The organism is Microbacterium oleivorans, assembly GCF_023715745.1.
Taxonomy (GTDB): domain Bacteria; phylum Actinomycetota; class Actinomycetes; order Actinomycetales; family Microbacteriaceae; genus Microbacterium; species Microbacterium oleivorans_D.
Window position 1 is genome coordinate 547,840 of the sequence record NZ_JAMBOV010000002.1, and the last position, 16,269, is coordinate 564,108.

17 protein-coding genes are annotated in these 16,269 nt (G+C 71.7%); 8 read left to right on the forward strand and 9 right to left on the reverse strand.

Annotation, left to right across the window (positions count from 1 at the left end; all coding sequences use genetic code 11):
* The first annotated feature begins 28 nt into the window (after window positions 1-28).
* Complete coding sequence (locus tag M3190_RS07400; RefSeq protein WP_251580290.1) at window positions 29-466, forward strand: SHOCT domain-containing protein; 438 nt, start codon at window positions 29-31, stop codon at window positions 464-466.
* 5 nt (window positions 467-471) lie between these two features.
* On the opposite strand, the gene dapD is transcribed toward M3190_RS07400, so the two are convergent.
* Window positions 472-1,416 (reverse strand): 2,3,4,5-tetrahydropyridine-2,6-dicarboxylate N-succinyltransferase, encoded by a 945-nt coding sequence (dapD, locus tag M3190_RS07405; protein ID WP_251580292.1) that lies wholly within the window; start codon window positions 1,414-1,416, stop codon window positions 472-474.
* Between the two features lie 37 nt (window positions 1,417-1,453).
* Here dapD and dapE point away from each other — a divergent pair, with 37 nt between their 5' ends.
* The 3 genes from dapE to M3190_RS07420 all read left to right on the forward strand — a co-directional run bounded on the left by dapE (window position 1,454) and on the right by M3190_RS07420 (window position 3,978).
* Entirely contained in the window at window positions 1,454-2,530 is a 1,077-nt protein-coding gene (dapE, locus tag M3190_RS07410) for a succinyl-diaminopimelate desuccinylase (protein ID WP_251580294.1), read from the forward strand.
* A complete protein-coding gene (locus M3190_RS07415; protein WP_251580297.1) occupies window positions 2,512-3,711 on the forward strand; it encodes a hypothetical protein in 1,200 nt (399 codons plus the stop codon). Before dapE ends, M3190_RS07415 begins: the two co-directional genes overlap by 19 nt.
* Window positions 3,712-3,804: 93 nt before the next feature.
* Window positions 3,805-3,978: a DUF3117 domain-containing protein gene (locus M3190_RS07420; RefSeq protein WP_064506455.1), complete on the forward strand. Its 174-nt coding sequence runs from the start codon at window positions 3,805-3,807 to the stop codon at window positions 3,976-3,978.
* A gap of 72 nt (window positions 3,979-4,050) precedes the next feature.
* Here M3190_RS07420 and M3190_RS07425 read toward each other — a convergent pair whose 3' ends face one another.
* Window positions 4,051-4,689, reverse strand: a complete 639-nt coding sequence (locus tag M3190_RS07425) for an O-methyltransferase (RefSeq protein ID WP_251580299.1) — start codon at window positions 4,687-4,689, stop codon at window positions 4,051-4,053.
* A 75-nt stretch (window positions 4,690-4,764) separates the two neighbouring features.
* Between M3190_RS07425 and M3190_RS07430 the strand changes: the two genes are divergently transcribed.
* Window positions 4,765-5,154: a Sec-independent protein translocase TatB gene (locus tag M3190_RS07430; RefSeq protein ID WP_251580301.1), complete on the forward strand. Its 390-nt coding sequence runs from the start codon at window positions 4,765-4,767 to the stop codon at window positions 5,152-5,154.
* Between the two features lie 26 nt (window positions 5,155-5,180).
* Here the strand turns inward: M3190_RS07430 and M3190_RS07435 are convergent, their stop codons facing one another.
* From M3190_RS07435 to M3190_RS07445, 3 genes are read right to left on the reverse strand one after another with little or no spacing between them, the layout of a single operon-like run.
* Complete coding sequence (locus tag M3190_RS07435) at window positions 5,181-6,317, reverse strand: Mrp/NBP35 family ATP-binding protein (RefSeq protein ID WP_251580303.1); 1,137 nt, start codon at window positions 6,315-6,317, stop codon at window positions 5,181-5,183.
* On the reverse strand, window positions 6,314-6,844 hold the full coding sequence (locus M3190_RS07440) for a DUF1003 domain-containing protein (protein ID WP_251580305.1): 531 nt from the start codon (window positions 6,842-6,844) through the stop codon (window positions 6,314-6,316). Before M3190_RS07440 ends, M3190_RS07435 begins: the two co-directional genes overlap by 4 nt.
* Window positions 6,844-8,106, reverse strand: a complete 1,263-nt coding sequence (locus tag M3190_RS07445) for a magnesium transporter MgtE N-terminal domain-containing protein (protein WP_251580313.1) — start codon at window positions 8,104-8,106, stop codon at window positions 6,844-6,846. Before M3190_RS07445 ends, M3190_RS07440 begins: the two co-directional genes overlap by 1 nt.
* Window positions 8,107-8,178: 72 nt before the next feature.
* On the opposite strand from M3190_RS07445, the gene M3190_RS07450 reads away from it, so the two are divergent.
* The gene (locus tag M3190_RS07450) at window positions 8,179-8,898 is read left to right on the forward strand and encodes a general stress protein (RefSeq protein ID WP_251580315.1); all 720 of its coding nucleotides are present in this window, start codon (window positions 8,179-8,181) and stop codon (window positions 8,896-8,898) included.
* Window positions 8,895-9,566, forward strand: coding sequence for an alpha/beta hydrolase family protein (locus M3190_RS07455; RefSeq protein ID WP_251580317.1), 672 nt, complete (start codon window positions 8,895-8,897; stop codon window positions 9,564-9,566). Before M3190_RS07450 ends, M3190_RS07455 begins: the two co-directional genes overlap by 4 nt.
* Here M3190_RS07455 and M3190_RS07460 read toward each other — a convergent pair.
* The 3 genes from M3190_RS07460 to M3190_RS07470 are packed head-to-tail and all read right to left on the reverse strand — an operon-like array spanning window position 9,548 to window position 13,800.
* Complete coding sequence (locus M3190_RS07460) at window positions 9,548-11,326, reverse strand: gamma-glutamyltransferase family protein (protein ID WP_251580319.1); 1,779 nt, start codon at window positions 11,324-11,326, stop codon at window positions 9,548-9,550. The two genes, M3190_RS07455 and M3190_RS07460, sit on opposite strands and share 19 nt — an antisense overlap.
* Window positions 11,327-11,336: 10 nt before the next feature.
* Window positions 11,337-12,755, reverse strand: coding sequence for an aminopeptidase P family protein (locus M3190_RS07465; protein WP_251580321.1), 1,419 nt, complete (start codon window positions 12,753-12,755; stop codon window positions 11,337-11,339).
* Window positions 12,756-12,786: 31 nt separating this feature from the next.
* A complete protein-coding gene (locus tag M3190_RS07470; RefSeq protein WP_251580323.1) occupies window positions 12,787-13,800 on the reverse strand; it encodes an endonuclease/exonuclease/phosphatase family protein in 1,014 nt (337 codons plus the stop codon).
* Between the two features lie 56 nt (window positions 13,801-13,856).
* Between M3190_RS07470 and M3190_RS07475 the strand changes: the two genes are divergently transcribed.
* A complete protein-coding gene (locus M3190_RS07475; protein WP_251580325.1) occupies window positions 13,857-14,732 on the forward strand; it encodes a PHP domain-containing protein in 876 nt (291 codons plus the stop codon).
* A 15-nt stretch (window positions 14,733-14,747) separates the two neighbouring features.
* On the opposite strand, the gene M3190_RS07480 is transcribed toward M3190_RS07475, so the two are convergent.
* Complete coding sequence (locus M3190_RS07480) at window positions 14,748-16,268, reverse strand: DEAD/DEAH box helicase (RefSeq protein ID WP_251580327.1); 1,521 nt, start codon at window positions 16,266-16,268, stop codon at window positions 14,748-14,750.
* Window position 16,269 lies beyond the last annotated feature (1 nt).

A 16,269-nucleotide genomic window follows, 5' to 3' on the forward strand; every position in this document is an offset into this window, starting at 1 on the left:
CCGGGCGGCATGCCGCTATGGTGTGCCCATGGGATGGATGCCGGAAGTGGCGATGTCGTCCGACGACGGCGAGTACGTCGATGACGGCGTGGTGGTCGTCCCGCCGGGGATCGACGACGGTGGTTTCATGGGGACCGGCATGGACGGCATGGCGTCGGGGTTCTCCGCCGTCTTCGGGCTGATCCTCGTCCTCGGGATCGGCGCCGCGATCTTCGGACTCGTCATCCGGGCGCGGAAGTACCGCATCCTGCAGGACGCCGGCATCGATCCGCTGACGGTGGACGCGCAGATCGCGGCACGGGTCCTCCGCAGCGACGTGCTCGCCCCGGCGGAACCCGTCGCCGCCGCACCGGCTGCGCAGCCGTCGATCGAGCAGCGACTCGTCGAGCTCGATGACCTCCGCGCCCGCGGCATCATCAGCGACGAGGAGCATCGCGAGGCGCGCGCCGCCGTCCTAGGGGGCTGATCCGCTCAGGCGTGCAGATCGGCGTTGAGGGTGACGCCCACACCCTCGCGCCGGACGGCTTCGACGGCGCCGGTCAGAGAGTTGCGACGGAAGAGGATGCCGCTGCGCCCCGACAGCTCGGCGGCCTTCGCCGTCGGGACCGTGCCGTCGGCCCGCGGGGTCTCGCCGGAGAGGATCACCTTCGTGCCGGCCGTGATGTACAGGCCCGCTTCGACGATGCAGTCGTCTCCGAGGGAGATGCCGATGCCGGCATTGGCGCCGAGGAGGGTGCGCGCTCCGATGGAGACCCGGTGACTGCCGCCGCCGGACAGCGTGCCCATGATCGATGCGCCGCCGCCGATGTCGCTGCCGTCGCCGACGACGACACCCTGGGAGATGCGCCCCTCGACCATCGAGGCGCCGAGGGTTCCGGCGTTGAAGTTCACGAACCCCTCGTGCATGACGGTGGTCCCGGGGGCGAGGTGCGCACCGAGGCGTACGCGAGAGGCGTCGGCGATGCGCACGCCGGTGGGCACGACGTAATCCGTGAGCCGCGGGAACTTGTCGATGCCGGCGACCTGGATGCCGGCGCGCTGGAGCGCGGGCCGCAGGCGGGTCAGGTCATCGGGGTGTACCGGGCCGGCATTCGTCCACGCGACGTTCGGCAGGTGGCCGAAGATCCCGGTGAGATCGAGCTCGTTCGGTGCGACGAGACGGTGGGAGAGGGCGTGCAGTCGCAGGTAGGCGTCGGATGTCCCGGCGGGCGGGGCGTCGAGGTCGATCTCCACGACCACGACTCCCACCGCGACGGCGCGGCGGTCATCGGCACCGGCGTAGGCGTCGAGCGCTGACGTGTCCACGTCGGCGGGTGCGCGGCCGAAAGCCGGCGCGGGGTACCAGGTGTCGAGGACGGTGCCGTCCTCGCTCGTCGTCGCCAGACCGATACCCCAGACCCACCGCGCGTCACTCATGATTCCAGGCTATCGGGCCGTCGTTAGACTCGACGTCATGCCCCGGCTCGACCTCCGCTCCTCCGCCGTCGACCTGACCCGGACCATCTGCGACATCCCGAGCGTGTCAGACGACGAGACCGTCCTCGCCGACGCGATCTTCGAGGCCGTCTCGGAGCTCCCGCACCTCGAAGTCCACCGCGACGGCGACACGATCGTCGCGCGGACGCAGCTCGGGCGCGCGCGACGCGTCGCGATCGCAGGGCACATCGACACCGTCCCGATCAACGGCAACGTCCCCACGCGCGACGTGGACGTGGACGGTGAGGCGTTCCTCTGGGGGCGCGGCACGGTCGACATGAAGGCCGGGGTGGCCGTCCAGCTGAAACTCGCGGCGGAGCTCACCGACCCTCGGGTGGACATCACGTGGATGTGGTACGACCACGAGGAGGTCGCCGCCGAGTTCAACGGGCTGACCCGGCTCGCGGCATCCCGTCCCGATCTCTTCGCGGCGGATTTCGCGATACTGGGTGAGCCGTCGAACGGTCAGGTCGAGGGAGGCTGCAACGGCACCCTCCGTGCAATCGTCCGCACCGCGGGCGTGCGTGCGCACAGTGCCCGGGCGTGGGTCGGCGAGAATGCGATCCACAAAGCCGCTCCGATCCTCTCCCGCCTCGCCGAGTACCGGCCGCGCGAGATCGAGGTCGACGGACTGCTCTACCGCGAGGGACTCAACGCCGTCGCCATCCGCGGCGGCATCGCCGGCAATGTCATCCCCGACGCCTGCGAGGTCGAGGTCAACTACCGCTTCGCTCCGAGCAGGGACGCCGCAGCCGCAGAGGCGCACGTGCGCGACGTCCTCGCAGGCTTCGAGGTCGAGATCGTCGACCTGTCCGAGGGAGCCCGGCCGGGGCTCGACGCGCCTCTCGCTCAGGACTTCGTGGCGGCGGTGGGCGCGGTCCCGAAACCGAAGTACGGCTGGACCGACGTCGCGCGCTTCTCGGCGATGGGTGTGCCCGCGGTCAACTACGGTCCCGGTGATCCGCACCTCGCCCACCACGACGAGGAGCGCGTGCCTCTCGCTCAGATCGAGGACGTCGAGCGGGGCCTGCGGGCATGGTTGAGCGGCGACTGAGGTCCGCAGCCTCCGTCGCCGGCACCGTCGCCGCCGTCTACCTCTCGGCCCGCCTCGTCACCACCCTGTTCTTCTGGGCCGCCGCCACCCTGTCGGGTCCCACGTCGCGTTTCGGAGCGGACGCGACCATCCCGTCGCTGGCCATGGGATGGGACGCCCAGTGGTACTGGGTCATCGCGGATCGCGGCTATCCGTCGGTCCTGCCGGTGACGGACACCGGGCAGGTGACGGAGAACGCGTGGGCCTTCCTGCCGCTCTACCCGTGGCTCGCGCGTGCCCTCGGGACCGTCCTCGGGGGCTACCCGGCGGGAGCGGTCGTGCTGGCGCTGGTCGCCGGCTACGCGGCATCCGTGGTCCTGTTCCTGATGCTGCGCGAACGGATCGGCGAGACGGCAGCGCTGTGGGCGGTCGTCCTGTTCGCCAACGGCCCCCTCGCGGCGCTGTTCCAGATGGGCTACGCCGAGTCCCTCGGCCTGCTCTGGCTCCTCCTCGCCCTGTGGGCCCTCATGCGGCGGCGCTTCGGCTGGCTCTATCCGCTCATCGTGCTGATGGGGTTCACCCGGCCGGGCGTCCTCGCCTTCGCGCTGCTCCTCGGCCTCTACGGGATCCATCGATGGATGCGTCGGCGGGTCGACCCGCTGCCGGCACGGCAGATCGTGCACATCGTCGCAACGGGTGCACTGGCGACGATCGTGGGCTTCGCGTGGCAGGTGATCGCCGGCGTGGCGACGGGTGACCCGTCTGCGTACCTGGAGACCGAACTGGCGTGGCGGCGCAGTTGGGTCGGGTCGGAGGAGCAGTTCGTCCCGTTCTCGGGATTCCTGACGGCCGCCTCGGTCTGGTTCGGGATCTGGGGTCTGCCGCCCATGCTCGGCCCGGTCGCCCTCGTCATCCTGGTCATCGGGGTCGCCGTCGTCCTGGCGCGCGCCCCGCAGGTGCGCCGTCTGGGCCCGGAGGTCCGGCTGTGGGGCGCGAGCTACCTGGTCTACCTGCTCGCGGTCTTCTTCCCGCAGTCGAGCACCTTCCGGCTGCTGCTTCCCCTCACCCCGGTGGCGGCGGCCGTCGCCGTGCCGCCGTCGCGGTGGTGGCGGATCGGGGTGCTGGTGCTGTGCCTGGGCGGGCAGTGGCTGTGGATCCACGAGATGCTCGCCTTGGGCGACACGTTCTTCCGGATCCCGTGACGATAAGCGTCCGCTGAGAGGCGCGCGCGCCGAAGGCGATCACCCCATTGGGTAGACTAATGGGGAAGGCCGAAGACGAAAGGGAGCCCCACAATGGCAGCCATGAAGCCGCGCACCGGAGACGGACCTATGGAGGCCGTCAAGGAAGGCCGCCTCATCATCGTGCGTGTTCCGCTCGAGGGGGGCGGTCGACTCGTCGTCTCGGTGAACGACGACGAGGCGAAGGAACTGCACAGCGTCCTCAGCGGGGTCGTCGGCGCCGCCTGACCCTGACTCGATGCGAAAGGCCGGTCTCCACGGGGACCGGCCTTTCGGCGTCCTCGGACGCGGTGCGAGAGCTCAGGAGCCGTCGGCGACGGTGGTCAGCTGCAGCAGACCCTCGCCGACGATCGACAGGGCTCCGATCACGGCGGGTGAGGCCTGCGTCTCCTGGATCAGCGATCGGTAGGCGGTCTCGAGGGGGCCACGGCGGACAGGGTCGGCGACGGCGCCGCCGGCGAGGACTCGGGGGACGAGGACCGTGCCCCCGGCTCGGACCAGGCGCAGTCCGTGCTCGACGTACTCGATGACGCCGTCGGGGTCGGCGTCGATGAGGACGATGTCGTAGGAGGCCTCGTTCATGCGGGGAAGGACGTCGGCGGCGCGCCCCGTGATGAAACGCACGCGTGCGGCCGGGACACGGGCATCGGTGAAGGCCTTGCGTGCCACGGCGAGGTGCTCGGGCTCTTTGTCGATGGTGGTGAGGGTGGCCCGCGGTGAGCCGTGCAGCAGCCACAGACCCGAGACACCGCCGCCCGTGCCGATCTCGACGATGTTGAGGGCGCGGCTCGCGCCGGCGATGACCGCGCACTGCGCCCCCACCTCGGGGCTGACCGGGCCTGCGCCGATCTCGAGAGCGTGAGCGCGCGCCCGAGCGATGGCATCGGGCTCGACCGTCGACTCGGCGGCGAATCTGCGTACGGCCTCGTGATCTCCCATGTGGTGAACCTCCGTGGCCCAGCCTAAGCGGGGGCGGATGCCGTGACCCTCAGGCGCACGGGTAACCTGGGAAGCATGTCGAACGGGCTCGATCTGGAGAAGATCCTCCTCATCGCGCTCATCGCCGCACTCCTGCTCGGACCCGAGCGGCTGCCGGGTTATGCCGCCTCGCTCGCGCGGCTGACCCGCCGCGTCCGCGACTGGCTCGACGGCGCCCGCACGCGGGTGAAGGAGGAGATGGGCGACGACTTCGACGAGATCGAATGGCGCAAGCTCGACCCGCGCCAATACGATCCCCGGCGCATCATCCGCGAAGCCCTCATCGACGACGCGCCCGTCAAACCTGTGGCCGCGGGTGCCGCCGCCATGGCCGCCGCCGCGGTCGCCTCCCCGCCGGCAAGCGACCCGGTGAGGTCCGCGGATGCCGAGACGGGCATCGTCCCGTTCGATTCCGAAGCGACCTGACGCGCGGCATCCGCCGCCGGTGATCCTCAGGCGGGGGAGACCGGCAGGGCGCGCCCAGCCAGTGATGGTCGTGTCGTCGTCAGCGCGTCGGCGACAGCCGAGATCGCGCGAGCGGCGGGGTCGCCGGGGTCGGAGAGCACGACGGGCGCACCGGTGTCACCGCCCCGACGCAGGGCCGGACTCAGCGGAACGGACCCGAGGAGGGGAACCGAGTCGCCCGCGGCGGAGAGCGCGGAGGCGACCGCTTCGCCGCCGCCGGCACCGAACACGTCCACGACCGTCCCGTCGGGGAGTGCGAACGCCGCCATGTTCTCGATGACCCCGATGATGCGTTGACCCGTCTGGCGGGCGACGATCCCGCTGCGGACCGCGACGTCGGCCGCCGCCGCCTGAGGCGTCGTCACGACGAGCACCTCCGCGTGGGGCAGGAGCTGACCGACGGAGATCGCGACGTCACCGGTGCCCGGCGGCATGTCGATGAGCAGGACGTCCAGGTCGCCGAAATGGACGTCGGTGAGGAACTGCTGCACGGTGCGGTGCAGCATCGGACCGCGCCACGCCACCGCGGGGGAGGCGCCCTCGGCGAGGAACATGCCGATCGAGATCGTCTTCACCCCGTGCGCGACGGGCGGCAGCATCAGGTCGTCCAGGCGCGTGGGCTGCGGCGGGCGGCCGTCCTCGCCGGCCAGACCGAGCAGACCCGGGATCGAGAAGCCGTGCACGTCCGCGTCGATGAGTCCCACGGCGAGCCCGCGCGCCGCCAGGGCGACCGCGAGGTTGGCGGTCACCGTGGACTTGCCGACGCCTCCCTTGCCGCTCGTGACGGCGATGACCCGTGTCAGCGCGTCGGGGGTGAACGGCATGCTCCGCACGCCGCGGATCCGTTCCACGAGCGCCGCTCGCTCGGAAGGTGTCATGACCCCCACGTCCACGCGGACGTCCTCCACGCCGGTGACGGATGCCGCGGCTTCGCGGACCTCGCGTTCGATGCGATCCGCGGCGGGGCATCCGACGATCGTCAGCGCGATCCCGACGCGCGCCGTGCCGTCGCCCACGGCGATGTCCCGGACCATGTCGAGCTCGCCGATCGGACGTCGCAGCTCGGGGTCGACGACCGCGGACACGGCCCGGCGGATGTCATCCACCGTCGAGGGCGTGCTCACGACGATCGCGGGCCGTCGCCCGGCTGCTCGCGCTCGTCCAGCCGCTCGAGGAGTGCCTTGAGCTCCTGTCGGAGCACGTCGCGACTGATCATCTCGTCCTGCATGTCCGTGAGGGCCATCCGCAGGGCCACGACCTCGCGGGCCAGGTACTCGGTGTCGGCGAGGTTGCGCTCGGCGCGCTGGCGATCCTGTTCGATCTGCACGCGGTCGCGATCGTCCTGTCGGTTCTGCGCGAGGAGGATGAGGGGCGCGGCGTAGGAGGCCTGCAGCGAGAGCATCAGCGTGAGGGCGGTGAAGCCGAGTGCGGCGTCGTCGAACCGCAGCCCCTCCGGCGCCGCGGTGTTCCACACGATCCAGGCGACGCAGAACAGCGTGAGGATCAACAGGAACGCCGGAGTGCCCATCGCTCGCGCGATCCATTCGGTGAAGCGCCCGAACCGGTCGCGCGAGGGCTGCGCCGGTCGGCTGAGGACGCGGCTGCGTCGACCCCGCGGCGCCTCGAACCCCGACTTGGGAGCGCGTGCCATCATCGCCGCACCTGCGGCGTCTCGCGCGGGGTGTCCTGCGAACGCCAGTCATCCGGCAGCAGGTAGTCGATGACGTCGTCGACCGTGACGGCACCCACGAGGTGGCGGGCCTGATCGACGACGGGCAGCGAGACGAGGTTGTAGCTCGCGAGGAGGCGCGCGACCTCTGCGGCGCTGGCCGAGACGGTGATCGGCTCGACGGTGTCGTCGATGATGGCACCCAGTCGCTCGTGGGGCGGGTAGCGCAGCATCCGCTGGAAGTGGACCACGCCCAGCAGACGCCCCGTCGGCGTCTCATACGGCGGCAGCGTCACGAAGACGGCGGCGGCGAGCGCCGGGTGCAGCTCGTGGCGACGGATGAGGGCGAGAGCCTCGGCGACGGTCGCATCGGCGGAGAGCACGATGGGCTCGCTCGTCATGAGGCCGCCGGCGGTGTCGGGCCCGTGCTCGAGGAGGGCGCGGACGTCCTCCGCCTCCTCGGGCTCCATGAGGTCGAGCAGCTGGCCGGCGCGGGCGTCGGAGAGCTGGCCGAGGACGTCGGCGGCGTCGTCGGGTTCCATGGCGTCGAGGATGTCGGCGGCGCGCTCGTCTCCGAGGGCCTCGAGGATGTGCACCTGCTCGTCCTCGGGCATCTCCTCGAGCGCGTCGGCGAGGCGGTCGTCCGGCAGCTCCTCCGCGACTTCGAGCAGGCGCTCCTCGGGGAGGTCGAGGAGTGTGTTGGCGAGGTCGGCGGGCTTGAGTTCGGAGTACGACGCGACCAGGAGCTCGGCGGACTGCGTCTGCCCCGCCACCTGATCGTCGCGTACGTCGTTCCACTGCGCGAAGGTCGTCGGTCCCTTCGCGAACGGCGATGCGCTGGTCTTCGGGCGGCGCAGGAACAACTGTCCGACCTGCCAGTCGCCCAGTCGATCGCGTTCGATGGCGACGTCCTCGATCACGGCCGAACCCGACCCGTCGGTGAGGTGGACGTTGCGGCCGATCAGCTCGGTCATGACACGGACCTCGCCGCCCCGCTGCTCGAAGCGGCGGACGTTGATGAGTCCTGTCGTGATGACCTGACCGGTGGCGATCGAGGTCACCCGTCCGATGGAGAGGAACACGTTGCGTCGGCCGGGGATCTCGACGACGAGACCGACGACTCTCGGAGGGTCGTCCTTGCGGTAGATCACGACCACATCGCGGACCTTACCCAGACGGTCGCCCGCGGGGTCGAAGACGGCGCACCCGGTCAGGCGCGCGACGAAGACCCGTTGCGTACTCACCAGACCAGCGTAGTCGGCGGATCCCTCGCCCTCACTGCGCCCACGCAAAGGCGGGCATGGGAGACTGAGCGCATGAGCATGATGGGCGGGGCCCCGAAGGAGCACGGCGCGACGGTCGCCGAATACACGTCGTACGAGGCGGCGCAGAAGTCGGTGTCGACCCTCATCGGCTCCGATGTGCCGGCACAGGACATCGCGATCGTCGGTCGGGGCCTGCGCTCGGTCGAGCGCGTCACGGGCAGGCTCGGCTACGCGACCGCAGCGCGGTCGGGCGCGATCAACGGCGTCCTGCTGGGCCTCCTGTTCGCCGCCATCTTCGTGCTCGGCAGCCCGGGCGCCGCTCTGCAGCTGTTCGTCGGCGTGATGCTCGTCGGTATCGCCCTGGGCATGCTCATGAGCATCATCAGCTACTCGATCCTCCGCCGTCGCCGGGACTTCACCTCTGTCACCCAGGTGATCGCCGACCACTACGACGTGACCGTGCTGCCGCGGAGCTTCGGCCGTGCCAAGGAACTCCTCGGGGCGGGCGCCGCGCCCACCGCGCCGCAGGCACCGCGAGAGGACCTGTCCGCTCCGCCCCGCTATGGCGAGCGCGTGGACCCCGCCGCCCCCGCCCCCGCATCCGGGGAGCGCGTCGATCCCGCGCCCGCCCCGGTCCAGGGCGAGCGCGTCGACCCCGTTGCCCCGCCGCGCTACGGCGAACGCGTCGACCCGGCGCCTGCGCCGCCCGTGATGCCGCCGCAGGACGGCGACGCACCCGCGCAGCCGCCGGCCCCCGACGCTCCGCGATGATCCCCGTCGCCCTGCCGACCGGCAGGGCCGAGGTGACCGCGGCGGTCGACGTCGCCGACGATCCGATCGCCGTCGTGGCCCTCGCCCACGGCGCCGGAGCCGGGCACGAGCACCCCTTCCTCGCGGGCGCGGCGCGGGCGTGGGCCGCGGCCGGCTTCACGACGGTGCGCTTCGACTTTCCGTACCGGCAGGCGGGACGACGGATGCCGGGCCCCGCCGCACACGCCGTCGAGACGTGGGCCGCGGTTCAGGATTTCAGCCGCCGGCTGGCCCCCGGCATCCCGTTCGTCGCGGCGGGCAAGTCCTACGGCGGGCGGATGGCGTCGATGGCCGCCGCCGAAGGGCGCATCGCGCCCGGCGCCCTTCTGTATCTCGGCTACCCGCTCCACCCGCCGGGCAAGCCCGAGAACGCCCGCACCGCGCACCTGCCGGCCGTGCCCGCGCCGCAGCTGTTCCTCTCCGGTACCCAGGATCCGTTCCTGCAGCCCCTGGCCGACCTGGAGGTGGCCGTCGCGTCCTGCCGGGACGCGGAGATCCTGTGGTTCGAGGGTGCCCGGCACTCCTTCGAGGTCGCGGGGCGGGCCCTCCCCGCTGAGCAGGTCGGGGCGGCGACCGCGTCGGCTGCGCTGCCGTGGCTTCGCGAGCGGCTTCAGCGCCCCGCCGCGTAGCCCTGCACACCGCGGGGATTCGCTGCCGCCCAGAGGATGCCGGTGGCACGGTCCGCGCCCACCGCCGACAGCCTGCCGAGCGCCCAGTCGCCGGCGCGGCTGACGGTGTGTCCGAGGGCGGAGAGACCCCGGAGGACCTCTTCGCCGAGACGGTCCTCGGCGACGACGCCGGTCGGATCCCAGGTTCGAGGCCAGAACGAATCGACCATCGCCGTCGTGTGGAGGGTGGGGGCGTCGATCGCCTGCTGCGCGGTGTAGCCGCCCACGAACATCCGCAGCAGCATGGGGAGCTGCCACTGATCCTGCTGGTCGCCGCCGGGCGTCCCCAGGGCGATCCGGGTGTCGCCGTCGTGCACGAGAGTCGGCGACAGCGTCGTACGGGGCCGCGCACCGGGTCGGAGCGCCGCGGGCGAGTGCTCGTCCAGCCAGCACATCTGCAGGCGGGTTCCGAGGCAGAAGCCCAGTGAGGGGATGGTCGGGGACGACTGCAGCCACCCGCCCGACGGCGTGACGGACACGACGTTGCCCCACCGATCGGCGACGTCGATGTGGCACGTGTCGCCTCGCGTCGAGCCGGACCGGTCGACGGTCGGCTCGCCGGTGCCCGCGGCCGCGGCGACGTCGCGACGGAGCGGCGGTGTCCAGGGGTCGGTGTCCGCACGTCGCGCGGGGCGCCACTGCGACGAGGCCCGCGCGCCCAGGTCGGCGCGCCGATCGGCGGCGACCTCGTCGGTGAGGAGGGCACCGGCATCCGCTCCGTCGCCGAAGGACGCGTCGCGATCGGCGAGGACGAGCTTGAGCGTCTCGACGAGGGTGTGGGCTCCCGCCGTGGTCGAGGGGTCGAGCAGGTCGTCGGGAAGGGGCACCATGATCCGCAGCGCGGCGAGGAGCGCGGGACCCTGCGACCAGGCATCCGCTTTGAACACCCTGCGCCCGCGGAAGGCGACCGACAGCGGCTGCTCGTACCGGGCAGGTGCCTCGACGAGGTCCTCGCGGGTGAGGACGGCGGCGTGATCGGTGCCGCTCGAATGACGGTGCGGATCTGCGAGGACCTCGCAGGCGTCACCGAGGAGCTCGCGCCACTCCGAGCGGGCCGCGTCGATGGCGGCGACACGGTCGCCCCTGTCCGCGCCGGCCGCCGCGAGACGGCGCAGCACCGCGGCATAGGCGGGGTTGCGGTGCAAGGTTCCCGCGTCCGCGGGGGAGCCGTCGGGCATCCACAGCTCGGCGGAGGCGGGCCAGTGATCCCGGAACAGGTCCGCGACCCGTCCGATCGTCGCCGACGCCGCAGGAAGCAGCGGATGCCCCGCCTCGGCGTAGTCGATCGCGAACGACAGCACGTCGGCGACCGACCAGGTGCCGTGGTCGCGGAGGAGGAGCAGCCACGCGTCGACCGCGGCCGGGATCGCCGCGGCGAGTCCGCCGGCACCCGGGACGAGGTCGAGGCCCTCGCGTCGGAAATGCGCGATGGTCGCGCCGGCGGGCGCTGCACCCTGGCCCATGAGGACGGTGGGGGTCGGGGCGTCCGCCGGTTGGAAGAGCCCGACCAGGTCGCCGCCGGGCCCGTTCAGGTGCGGCTCCACGATGTGCAGCACGAACCCGCCGGCGCAGGCGGCGTCGAAGGCGTTGCCGCCGCGTTCGAGCACCGCCATCGCCACGGCCGTCGCCGTGGCGTGCGTCGACGCGGCCATGCCGAAGGTCCCGGTCAGCTGCGGGCGCGTCGTGAACGCCGACGGCGCTGTGTATCCGGCGGTCGTCATCGAGCGGATCTCAGGCGCGGCCGCGTGCGATCCAGGCCTCGACCTCGTCCGCGGTCCGAGGGATGTCGGCCGACAGGTTCACCGGGCCGTCGGCGGTCATGAGGATGTCGTCCTCGATGCGCACCCCGATGCCGCGGAACTCCTCGGGCACGGTGAGATCGTCGATCTGGAAGTACAGCCCGGGCTCGATCGTGAAGACCATCCCCGCCTCGAGCTCGCCGTCGTAGTACATCTCGCGGCGGGCCTGTGCGCAGTCGTGCACGTCGATGCCGAGGTGGTGGCTCGTGCCGTGGACCATGTAGCGGCGGTGCTGGCCGCCGCGGTCGGCGTCGAGCGCCTCCTCCGCGCTCACGGGCAGGAGACCCCATTCGGCCGTGCGGGCCGCGATGACGGCCATGGCCGCCTCGTGGATGGTGCGGAACTTCACGCCCGGTCGCGCGGCGGCGAAGGCCGCGTCGGCGGCCTCGACGACGGCGTCGTAGATGCGTCGCTGCACCGCGGAGAAGGTCCCCGACACGGGAAGCGTTCGCGTGATGTCAGCTGTGTAGAGGCTGTCGACCTCGACGCCCGCGTCGATGAGGACGAGATCACCGGGCACGACGGCGCCGTCGTTGCGGGTCCAGTGCAGGTAACAGGCGTGGGGACCCGAGGCGGCGATGGTGTCGTAGCCCTCGCCGTTGCCGTCGGTGCGCGCGCGCAGATGGAAGACCCCCTCGATCGCCCGCTCGCCTCGCCGTGTGTCGACGATGCGCGGGAGCTCGGCGATGATGTCGTCGAAGCCGCGGCCGGTGGCCTCGACCGCGAGACGCATCTGGGCGATCTCGTACGGATCCTTCACGAGACGCATCTCCGACACGAACCGCGTGAGTTCGTCGTCGACGTCGACCGAGCGGTCCTCAGCCGTGCTCTCGAAGGCATCGATGTGGGCCGTCGGGATGCCGAGATCCGCTGCGACGGCGTCGAGTGCGGGCCGCGGGCCGATCCAGAACTCGCCGATCGTCGCGTCGGCGTAGAACTCCGTCGTCGTCCGGTCGGCACGCTCACGGAGGTAGAGCGTCACGTCGTGTCCGTCACCCGTCGGCTCGAACACGAGGAGCGAGTCGGGCACGGCGTCGGCGCCCCACCCGGTCAGGTGCGAGAAGGCGGAGTGGGCGCGGAACGGGTAGTCGGTGTCGTTCGAGCGCTGCTTGTACGAGCCCGCCGGGATGACCAGCCGCGCGCCGGGGAACGCGGCGGAGACCCGTGCGCGCCGCGCTGCGGTGTAGGCGGCCTCGGGCCGCTGCGCAGGCAGCGACGCAGGGCGCTGCGCCCAGCCTGTCGAGATCGAATCCAGGAACCCGGCGGGGAAGGGCTGCTTGCGGTTGGTGGTCGCCGCAGCCGCGGTCTCGGTGGTCTCCGGTGCGATGGTGTCGCGATCGTCGGTGGTCATCGTCCCAGTCTCGCACCGACTGTGCGGGACGTCAGCCCGCCCGCTCCAACTGCACGATCACCGGACGGTGGTCGCCGCCCGAGCCGTCGAGCGAGGTGACGACCACGGAACCGCTGGCGCGCCACGCATCCGTCGTCATCACGTGGTCGATCGGCGTCCCGAGCAGAGCAGGCCAGGCGGTGTCCCAGGTGCCGACGGCTCCGTTGCCGGTGGCCGAGGCGGCGTCGTGGCAGCGGCCCATCGTGCCGCCGCCGGTCCCCAGACGGCTCATGTGGTCGACGGTCGCGTTGAAGTCGCCCGCCATGATGACGTCGTCGCTCGCGCACTGGTCCGCGATCCAGCGGAGGTCGCTGCGCCACTGGTCCATGTCGCCCTGGCGCGGGGCGACGGCGTGGACGGCTACGACGATCGGCCCGTCCCCGTTCACGGGCATCGCGACGACGCTCGGGACGACCGAGGTGTTCGTCGTCCCCGACGCATCCGATTCGACGACCGCGTAGTCGCCGAGGTCGGGGGAGATGAGCAGCGTCGTGTAGGTGGCGTCCCAGCCCTGGTAGTTCTCCTCGTGCACCCACATCGGGTTGCCGCGGTCGCGCATCGCGATCGCGATCGCCTCACCCGTGTCGTCATTGGTCTCGGGGAGTGCCACGATGTCGACGTCCATCGCGATCGCCGTCGTGACGACGGCGTCGACGTCGGTGGCGGGACCGGCGGTGTTCCACGTCATGACGCGGATGCTGTCCGCGGTCTTCTCGGGGAGTCCGGTCGTGCCGACACCGCGGACCACCAGGATGCCGACGTTCGCCCCCGCGGCCAAAACGCCGATCATCGCGAGCCCGGCGCCGAAGCCGCGCGAGCGCCGCCCCAGGCAGATCAGCAGCCCGACGAGCGCGAGGACCGCGAAGGCGAGCGCGACCACCGGGCGCAACGACACCAACTGCGCGATCGGGAAGGTCTGTTCGAGACGGAAGAACTGCGGCCAGGTCAGCACGGCGGCGACGATGGCGGTGGCGATCGTGAAGAGGATCCCCGTCAGTCGCAGCACACCACGACATTAGGCGGGCAGGCTGGGGAGTTTCTGCGCGCGGTACGCTCGAGATCATGTCCGCCGGGTCCGTCGCTCCCTCGGGCCCGCTCGCGCCCGGCGACCTGCACCTGCACTCGGATCACTCCGACGGGACCGAGCCCCCCGCCGCCGTCATGGCGGCGGCCCACCGGCACGGCATCCGCACCGCGGCGCTCACTGATCACGACACGACGTCGGGGTGGGCCGAGGCGGCCGATGCCGCCGTCTCGCTCGGCATGTCCTTCCTGCCGGGGATGGAGCTCTCGGCGCGCCATGAATGGCGGAGCGTGCACGTGCTCGCCTACCTCATCGATCCCGACGACGCGGGTCTGCGGGCACTGACCGACCGCATCCGGGAATCCCGGCTGACCCGAGCCCGGACGATGGCCGACCGGATCGGCCGCGATTACGCCCTCACGTGGGAGGACATCGAGGCGCAGACGGCCGAGGGGGCGACGGTGGGGAGGCCGCACATCGCCGACGCCCTGGTGGCCCGCGGTCACGTCCGCGACCGCGGCGAGGCGTTCAGCGGCATCCTGTCACCGCGCAGCGACTACTACGTCGCGCTGTACGCACCCGACCCGGTCACGGCCGTCGCGGCCGTCGCGGGCGCCGGCGGCGTGCCCGTGATCGCGCACCCGGCCGGTCGGGCGGGGCTGCTGCCCGACCGCCTCGTTCGCGGCATGCTCGATGCGGGCCTCGCCGGGTTCGAACTCGGGCACCGTGAGAACACGGAGCCCGCCCTCGGGACGCTCCGCAGACTCGTCGCGGAGCACGATCTCATCGCGACGGGCTCGAGCGACTATCACGGTCGCGGCAAGCCCAACGTCCCCGGGGAGAACACCACGCCCGAGGCCGCGATCGCGCGGATCGTCGCCCTCGGGACGGGGAGCTCGCTCGTCGCGCCGTAGCGCGACGACAGGTGATCAGGCGCCGGCGACGGGCGCCCCGGCGCCGGATCCGCCGCGACGACGGCGGCGCCGGCGTGCGGGAGCGGGCTTGCCGTCGTGGTGCTCCTTGCCGGCTCCGTCGTGCGTGCCGGCCCCGTCGGCGGTGCGGTCCTGCGTGTCACCCGAACCCGCGGACGAGTCGGATGCCGCGGCATCCGCCCCCTCGGCGAACGTCGAGCCGACCTTCGCCTCGCCGCCACCGGAGCGCCGCCGGCGACGACGGCGCGTGCCGGCCTCGCCGGACTGGTCGGCCGCCGCGTCAGCGGCCCGCTCCGGTGCGGCCGATGAGCGTGCGGGGGCCGACTTGGGCGCCGTGGCGATGCGTCCCTTCGTGCCCGCCGGGATGTCGAGGTCCGTGTAGAGGTGCGGGCTCGACGAGTAGGTCTCGACGGGCTCGGGCTGACCGAAGTCCAGCGCACGGTTGATGAGGGCCCACTTGTGCAGATCGTCCCAGTCGACGAACGTCACGGCGATACCGGTCTTCCCGGCACGGCCGGTGCGGCCGGCGCGGTGCAGGTAGGTCTGCTCGTCGTCGGGGATCGTGTGGTTGATCACGTGCGTGACGTCGTCGACGTCGATTCCGCGGGCGGCGACGTCGGTGGCGATGAGGACATCGCGCTTGCCGGCCTTGAACGCGGCCATGGAGCGCTCGCGCGCCTCCTGGCTCATGTCGCCGTGCACGGCGCCGGCGCTGAAGCCGCGGTCATTCAACTCGTCGACGAGACGCTGCGCGGCCCGCTTGGTACGGGTGAAGATGACCGTCTTGCCGCGACCCTCGGCCTGCAGGATGCGGGAGATGACCTCGTCCTTGTCGAGCGAGTGCGCGCGGTAGACGAGGTGCTTGATGTTCGCCTGCGTGAGGCCCTCGTCGGGGTCGCTCGCGCGGATGTGGATGGGGTTCGACATGAACCGGCGGGCGAGGGCCACGATGGGGCCGGGCATGGTCGCCGAGTAGAGCATCGTGTGCCGGACCGGCGCGACCTTCTGGAAGATCTTCTCGATGTCGGGGAGGAACCCGAGGTCGAGCATCTTGTCGGCCTCGTCGAGGACGACCTCGGTCGCGTTCGACAGGTCGAGCAGCCGCTGGTTGTTCAGGTCGATGAGGCGGCCGGGGGTGCCGACGACGATCTGCGCGCCGGCCTTCAACTGGTCGATCTGACCCTCGTAGGCCTTGCCGCCGTAGATGGCCACGACACTCGTCGCGCGGCCCGAGGTCAGCATGTCCATGTCTTCGTAGACCTGGACCGCGAGCTCACGGGTCGGAACGACGATGAGGGCCTTCACGCCCGGCTCGGGGTTCAGGCCCAGACGCTGGACGACGGGGATCCCGAAGCCGAACGTCTTGCCGGTGCCCGTCTTGGCCTGGCCGATGATGTCCTGACCCGGCAGGCCGAGGGGGATCGTCTGCTCCTGGATCGGGAAGGTGTCGACGATGCCCTTGTCGGCGAGGGTGTCGACGATGTCCTGGTCGACTCCGAGGTCTGCGAACGTGGTCATG